Genomic DNA, 7,110 nt, shown 5'->3' on the forward strand with positions numbered 1-7,110 from the left:
TATCTATTAATTATTCAAACCTAAGCGCTCAAAAATCGTGTCAACATGCTGCAGGTGATAGTTGTAATCAAAGCAGTCTGCAATTTCTTCAGCTGAAAGCAAGCTTGTAATTTTTGGCTCTTCTTCTATCAAACCACGGAATGGCACTTGATTTTCCCATGATTCCGCTGTTTTTGGCTGAACGGTATCATAAGCCTCTTCGCGCGATAATCCCTTATCAATCAGCGCAAGCAGAACACGCTGCGAGTATATTAATCCTAGTGTACGGTCCATGTTACGTTTCATATTTTCCGGATAGACAGTTAGGTTCTTAATGATGTTTCCGAAACGATTTAACATGTAGTTCAAGGCAATCGTTGCATCAGGTAAAATGATCCGCTCTGCAGAAGAGTGTGAAATATCGCGCTCATGCCAAAGTGGAACATTTTCATAGGCTGTCATCATATAACCGCGAATCACTCGTGCCAAACCGGTCATATTTTCAGAGCCAATTGGATTGCGCTTATGAGGCATTGCGGATGATCCTTTTTGTCCTTTTGCAAAAAACTCTTCTACTTCACGCGTTTCGCTTTTTTGTAAACCACGAACTTCCACGGCGAACTTTTCAATCGAAGTAGCAATCAATGCAAGAGTGGACATATAGTGTGCATGGCGGTCACGCTGCAAGGTTTGTGTTGAGATTGGTGCAGGCTGTGTACCCAGTTTTTCACACACATATTGTTCAACAAACGGGTTAATATTCGCGTACGTTCCAACTGCACCGGAAATTTTCCCAAACTCAACACCTGCAGCAGCCTGATTAAAACGTTCCAAGTTGCGTTTCATTTCTTCGTACCAAAGAGCAAGCTTTAATCCAAAAGTAGTCGGTTCAGCATGTACCCCGTGCGTACGTCCCATCATCACGGTAAATTTATGTTCAATCGCTTTGTTCTTTAGGATATCAATAAAGTTTTCAAGGTCCTTCCGGATAATCTCATTCGCTTGCTTTAACAAGTAAGAAAGAGCGGTATCAACAACATCCGTAGAAGTTAGACCGTAATGCACCCACTTGCGCTCTTCCCCTAACGTCTCGGATACTGCGCGAGTAAAAGCCACAACATCATGCCGTGTTTCTTCTTCGATTTCTTTAATCCGGTCAATATTGAAGGATGCATTTTCTCGCAGCTTCTTTACGTCTTCTTTCGGAATTTCACCTAACTCTGCCCATGCCTCACATGCAAGAATTTCAACCTCCAACCAGGCCTTAAAGCGGTTTTCTTCTGTCCAAATCGCACCCATTTCAGGTCTTGTATAACGATCAATCATCTTTTTGCCTCCAGACTTTTTTCTTCCCAAATGTAACTAGTATTCACTTCTTCAAGGGCACTATCAACAGAATCACATAAAATCGTTACATGCCCCATCTTTCTTTTTAGTTTTGCCTCTTTTTTACCATATAAATGAACTTTCCAATCTGGTACGTTTGTTACTTTATCTAACACGTTTTGAACATGCTCCCCTAATATATTAACCATGACCGCAGGCTTTAATAGCTCTGTCTTCCCAAGAGGCAGGTTACACACAGCCCTGATGTGCTGCTCGAATTGTGATGTTTCACAAGCTTCAATCGTATAATGCCCTGAATTATGCGGTCTAGGAGCGAGTTCATTTATGTAAATGATATCCCCCGCTGTTAAAAACATTTCAACCGCTAGTGTCCCTACTAGCCCAAAAGCATTTGCAAGTTGTATTGCGGACTCAATGGCCTTCTCCTCAGCTTGTTTACTAATACGCGCAGGAGCAATAGTCTGGTGAAGTATATTATCACGATGAATATTTTCCCCAACCGGAAATACCTTTGTTTCACCATTTGAATTTCTTGTGATAATGACGGAAATTTCTTTCGTAAAAGAAACCCATTTTTCCAGGATACATTGTCCGTTTTCAAGAAGTACTTGAGCCTTTTCAATATCCTGATGGCTTTTTAGAACCACTTGCCCTTTACCGTCATAGCCGCCGCGTGCTGTTTTTAATACAACGGGATAGCCAAGCTGTTCACATTGTTCATGAAGGTCATTCAGAGAATTGATCACTGCATAAGGTGCCACCTGGACCCTAGCATTTTCAATCGCACCTTTTTCTTTCACTCGGTCCTGAGTAACTTCAAGTAAACTCTTGCCCTGAGGCACATATGCATGATTGCAAAGCCATTCAAGCGCCGCGGCATCAATATTTTCAAATTCATAGGTAATGACATCACTTATTTCAGCTAGTTTCTTTATTGCCTCTAAATCATCATAGTCCCCAATTACCTTATAATCCGCCACCTGGCCGCAAGGCGAATCTTCAGCCGGGTCTAATACGGCAATTCGATAACCCATTGCTCTTGCAGAAAGAGCCATCATTCTTCCCAACTGGCCGCCGCCAATGATTCCTATTGTCTGACCCGGTAAAATAGTTTTATTAGACAAGCTGATCACTACTTTCTATTACCGTCATTTTGGACTCCAAGCGGACTTGTTCTAGTTTTTCTTGTATTATCGAATCATTAATCGATACAATTTGGGCTGCCAGTAAACCCGCGTTGGTTGCCCCCGCCTTACCAATCGCAACTGTTGCAACCGGTACCCCAGCAGGCATTTGTACAATCGATAAAAGAGAATCCATTCCATTCAACGCCTTCGATTGAACAGGAACCCCAATTACGGGCAATGTAGTCTTTGCCGCCACCATACCTGGCAGATGAGCCGCACCGCCAGCACCTGCGATGATTACCTTAATTCCTCTTACTCTAGCATTCTCAGCAAATTCAAACATCAAATCAGGAGTACGGTGTGCTGAAACCACCTTTTTTTCATATGGAACCTCTAATCGGTCAAGGATTTCACAGGTATGCTTCATCGTTTCCCAATCGGATTTGCTCCCCATTATTACCGCTATAATTGGATTCATATTCTCTCCCCTTTGTCTCTAAATCCAGCCCCTGAACAAGGCGCTTACGCCCTTCTTACTTTACCAATATAAAAAGCCCAAAACAGATACTTCCCCAATTTCATGAAATGAGAGAAAGCAGTCTGTCCGGGCTGATATCGGCACAGTAAATGACCATGAAACGTGTTAACGTTTCCGGCATTTTTCCACTTCCCCTCATAGTCCAATCATTTACGGTAATTGGGTAGATACTTACGGGCCATATTCCCATTATTATACGAGGGTGTTACGTTATATATTTTTTTTTACACCTTTATATTACATTTTCAGACGCAAATGGTCAATAAAAACGAACGATTTTATTTCTATAAAAACTATTGTTCGTTTTTACTCAGCACTGATAGCTTCAAATACAATCTGCCTTCCGACCGGTTCATAGGAAGTTTCTTTTCCATTAACTACCTCCTGAAAAATCGGTTTTTCCGTACGGCGAACCGGTATATACCCTTGTTTTTTCATCCGCTCTAGACAAGCTTCAATGCTTTCATTTTCTTGAACTTCAAATTGCATTTTCTTTTTACTCATGAAAATAATTTCCCTCTTTTCACAGATTTCACCCAAAACCCGCCATGAATCGCCTTAGGTTCATAGGAGATGATGAATGCTTTTGGGTCCAAACCTTTTATCGTTTCATATAATTTAAGTTCAAATTTTCTTGGTGTTAATATTTGAAGAGCCATTCGATCTCCCTCAAGCCCATGGGCAGCCCAGTCGGTCACCCCGAATCCCTTCTCTCTTAATACTTTAGGTAAGTTTTTATCGTATTCCTTTGTAATTACATTTACGGTAATATAGCCTAAAGCCAGCTTTTCTTCAATTTTCATTCCTACGATGACACCGATCCCATAACCAACGGCGTAAGCAATTAGGTTTTGAATTTCATTTAAGTTATTTAAAACAAGTCCAAGACCTAAAACATAAATAACCACTTCTATCATACTCAGGAATGCTGCCAAATAACGCTGACCTTTTAACGTTAGAATCATTCTTATCGTAAAAAATGAAACATAAACAATGTTAATAAGTAAAATAATCACTACCATCATAAAACTATTCTCTAACATCTATACCCTCCTGTTCTCCTCTTGCCCTTTTATAGTTGTATTTGTTAGTTTACCCTTTTTTAAGGAACTTTTCATTTCATTTAAAAAAGACCTGCCATTTGACAGGTAAGAGCCTAGTATTATTTTACTATTATTCTTTTTGATCTTTGACCTAAATACATACTCTACTCCTTTTATTGGAAATAATAAGATTTAAAATAATAAGCTGGTGACTTTATGATGAAAAAGATACTATTATTAGTTTTTCTGATATTTACCTTCCTTCCGATTGCTGCCACAGCAGAACCTAAAGAAAATTTGAAAGCCACTTTTGTAAGAGACAATCTTTTATGGTTAAAAATAAAGGATAAAGATATAAGAATTACGGATACGGGCTATGTAAGATATCCAAAATGGTCATTCGATGGCAGCTGGGTTGCCTATTTAAAGGGAGCCAAAGATGGGGATATTATGGATCTCTGGCTCTACAGGGTAAAGAGCAATAGACATTTTAAGGTGAAAGAAAATGTTGGAGTTAATTTTCAATGGTCTCCGAATGAAAATTCACTTGGATTTCAAGTTGCAAAAAATCTTTTTAGTTTACATACCAGTCAATTAGGTCTATTTACGCCTATAGCGAAGGATATAGAAAACTTCTCTTGGCTCCCATCCGGCAAAGGATTTCTTATATCAACTAAAAAAAGTCCTGAATTTCATTCAGATATCATCTTATCAAAAGTTCTCTTGAGAAAAAAAGAAAAGCCTGCTGTGAACCATTTATATAACGTTAAGATAGGCAAAAATGAAATATTTGCTTCTACTAGTGAATTTAAATGGTCAAATGATAAGAAGTGGATTAGCTTTTTGTTAATCCCTACCGCTTCCTTATCAGCTGATGGTAATACATTATGCGTACTATCAGCTAATGGAAAAACTTTTCAAAAGATGGATGAAATGTTAATTGAATCGGCTTGGTTCCAATGGGCTCCATATAATGGATTGTTGGGATATGTAAGTGGGATTGGGCGAGAAGCAACCATCAATAAAAGGACCCGGGTTTTAAAAGTCCCTTCTATGAAAAATGTGACTCTCACCCCAAGGGGTTATGTCGATCGTGATTTGACGTGGCAAAATAATCGAACTATAATCGTATCTCGTTCGAAGGAAAATAGTTCTGAGGACTTGAGCGAAAGAGCATTGCCAAGCCTATATAAGATCAGTCTATCAGATAATAAACAAACCCAATTAACAGTTCCTTCAGAGAAAGATGGAGATTTCAGACCAGAAATTGTTAAAAATAATTTGATCTGGATTAGAACTGACCGAAAGAATGCAGATGTTATGATTTCTCCAACCTATAAATCTGGAGAAATGGTTTGGATAAAGAATATCAATCTCGGGAGTTCCTATTATGAAAAATGGAGTTGGGATGAGGTGTTTAGCTTATATACAGGGAGGTAACTTGAAAATCATTGGAGGGCCAGACAGTCCTTAATGCCTGGCTCTTACTCCAAAATTATTTTTCTTCAATTAACTTATTGGTTAGTGTACCTAATTTTTCAACTTCAACAGTTACCACATCACCAGGTTTTAAGTAAACTCGTTTTTCCAATGGGTAGCCTACAATAACCCCCTCTGGAGTTCCAGTTAGAATGACATCACCAGCTGTAAGAGTCATGTGCTGCGATATATAGCTGACAATCTCATCTACATAAAAAATCATATCAGATGTATTGGAATCCTGACGTTTTTCTCCATTCACATAAGTTTTTAATTGTAAATTGTTAGGATCACCGACCTCGTCAGCTGTAACAAGATATGGACCTATTGGATTAAAGTCGTCACATGTTTTACCAAGTAACCATTGATGTGTCCTTTTCTGTAGGTCGCGTGCTGATAAATCATTAGCTGTACAATAACCAAATACATAATCTAAAGCATTTTCCTTATTTACATACTTCGCTTCCTTTCCAATTACAACGGCTAATTCAACCTCATAATCCAACCTTTTCGTCACTTTTGGCACAGCTATCTCACATTTATGTCCTGTTAATGAATTATTAAATTTACTAAATAATATGGGTACTTCTGGATATGGAGACTTTGTTTCATCCGCATGCTTGCGATAATTTAAACCTACACAGATAATCTTGTTCGGTTGTGTGACACATGGTCCCCACTTAACCTCCTCTTCATTTTTAATATAGGTTGATTTATTTTCAGTTGGCAGAATTGTAATATAATCCTGGAGTGCGGAAATAGATTCATGACCACCCGCGATAACATCCATGATATTTGTATGTAGGTGATTATTAGGTACCTCTTTTAATGCTTCTTCAAGGTCAATTATGCCGTTCTCTATCTTTACACCTAACACAAATTTACCTTCTTTTTCTATTGTTACTAGTTTCATTGAATCATTTTCCTCCTTGATTTAGGTTAGTAACATCTGATTTCTCTATTCCATCCTATTTATCCTTCCTTTACTTTTAATTATGGAAGAATGATCTAGGAAGGGAAAGATCAGGTGCATAAATCTACAAAAGGCATTTGGTTCCCTCTTCTCTTGAAAGATTGAGCTTATGGGAATCAAAAGCGAGCTTTGGTTCCCTTGATTTTTGAAAAGTCAGGGTTATAGGAATCAAAACAGGTCTTTGGTTACCTCCTGTGCTAAAAACCTTTAGATGAGGGAGTCAAAATGTGGTTATGATTCTCTTTTCTATAAATAAAGGCACTTAAAAGGATTTAACTAAAAGTACGAAAATTATTATTCGTTACCGTTTTTTCTAAAAGTGTCGTCCTATGGCACGAATAGGCGGTATTTCTTACCCTTTTCTCTAAAAGGGTCGCCCTAATGGGCACGAATAACAGCTATTCGTTACCCTCTTCTCTAAAAGTTTCGCCTCACGGTCACGATTCTCCATTTATCATATTATCTATCCTAATTTGTCCTTTTGGACAACACAAAAAAAACACAACCCTTATCAGGTTGTGTTTCGTGTGCCTGGCAACGTCCTACTCTCACAGGGACAAAGTCCCAACTACCATCGGCGCTGAGAAGCTTAACTTCCGTGTTCGGTATGGGAACGGGTGTGAC

7 protein-coding genes, 1 rRNA gene and 1 riboswitch are annotated in these 7,110 nt (G+C 38.7%); of the genes, 1 reads left to right on the top strand and 7 read right to left on the bottom strand.

The window, feature by feature from the left end:
* Positions 1-6 precede the first annotated feature (6 nt).
* From purB to F4694_RS27540, 5 genes are all read right to left on the bottom strand, one after another.
* Positions 7-1,305, bottom strand: a complete 1,299-nt coding sequence (gene purB, locus F4694_RS27520) for an adenylosuccinate lyase (RefSeq protein WP_179603113.1) — start codon at positions 1,303-1,305, stop codon at positions 7-9.
* Positions 1,302-2,450 (bottom strand): 5-(carboxyamino)imidazole ribonucleotide synthase, encoded by a 1,149-nt coding sequence (gene purK, locus F4694_RS27525; RefSeq protein WP_179603114.1) that lies wholly within the window; start codon positions 2,448-2,450, stop codon positions 1,302-1,304. Before purK ends, purB begins: the two co-directional genes overlap by 4 nt.
* A complete protein-coding gene (gene purE / locus F4694_RS27530) occupies positions 2,443-2,931 on the bottom strand; it encodes a 5-(carboxyamino)imidazole ribonucleotide mutase (protein WP_179603115.1) in 489 nt (162 codons plus the stop codon). The genes purK and purE overlap by 8 nt, the downstream gene beginning before the upstream one ends.
* A gap of 178 nt (positions 2,932-3,109) precedes the next feature.
* Positions 3,110-3,211, bottom strand: a riboswitch (purine riboswitch).
* An 86-nt stretch (positions 3,212-3,297) separates the two neighbouring features.
* Positions 3,298-3,495 carry an NETI motif-containing protein gene (locus F4694_RS27535; protein WP_179603116.1) on the bottom strand — a complete coding sequence of 66 codons (198 nt, stop codon included), beginning with the start codon at positions 3,493-3,495 and terminating at the stop codon, positions 3,298-3,300.
* Positions 3,492-4,034: a DUF2179 domain-containing protein gene (locus tag F4694_RS27540; protein ID WP_179603117.1), complete on the bottom strand. Its 543-nt coding sequence runs from the start codon at positions 4,032-4,034 to the stop codon at positions 3,492-3,494. The genes F4694_RS27535 and F4694_RS27540 overlap by 4 nt, the downstream gene beginning before the upstream one ends.
* 216 nt (positions 4,035-4,250) lie before the next feature.
* Between F4694_RS27540 and F4694_RS27545 the strand changes: the two genes are divergently transcribed.
* Positions 4,251-5,474, top strand: coding sequence for a TolB-like translocation protein (locus F4694_RS27545; protein WP_179603118.1), 1,224 nt, complete (start codon positions 4,251-4,253; stop codon positions 5,472-5,474).
* A 55-nt stretch (positions 5,475-5,529) separates the two neighbouring features.
* Here F4694_RS27545 and F4694_RS27550 read toward each other — a convergent pair whose 3' ends face one another.
* Both F4694_RS27550 and rrf read right to left on the bottom strand, forming a co-directional pair.
* Positions 5,530-6,426 (bottom strand): fumarylacetoacetate hydrolase family protein, encoded by an 897-nt coding sequence (locus F4694_RS27550; protein WP_179603119.1) that lies wholly within the window; start codon positions 6,424-6,426, stop codon positions 5,530-5,532.
* 589 nt (positions 6,427-7,015) lie between these two features.
* Positions 7,016-7,110 (bottom strand): 5S ribosomal RNA (rrf, locus tag F4694_RS27555); the annotation flags it as partial.

The organism is Neobacillus driksii (assembly GCF_013409995.1).
Taxonomy (GTDB): Bacteria; Bacillota; Bacilli; order Bacillales; family Cytobacillaceae; genus Neobacillus; species Neobacillus driksii.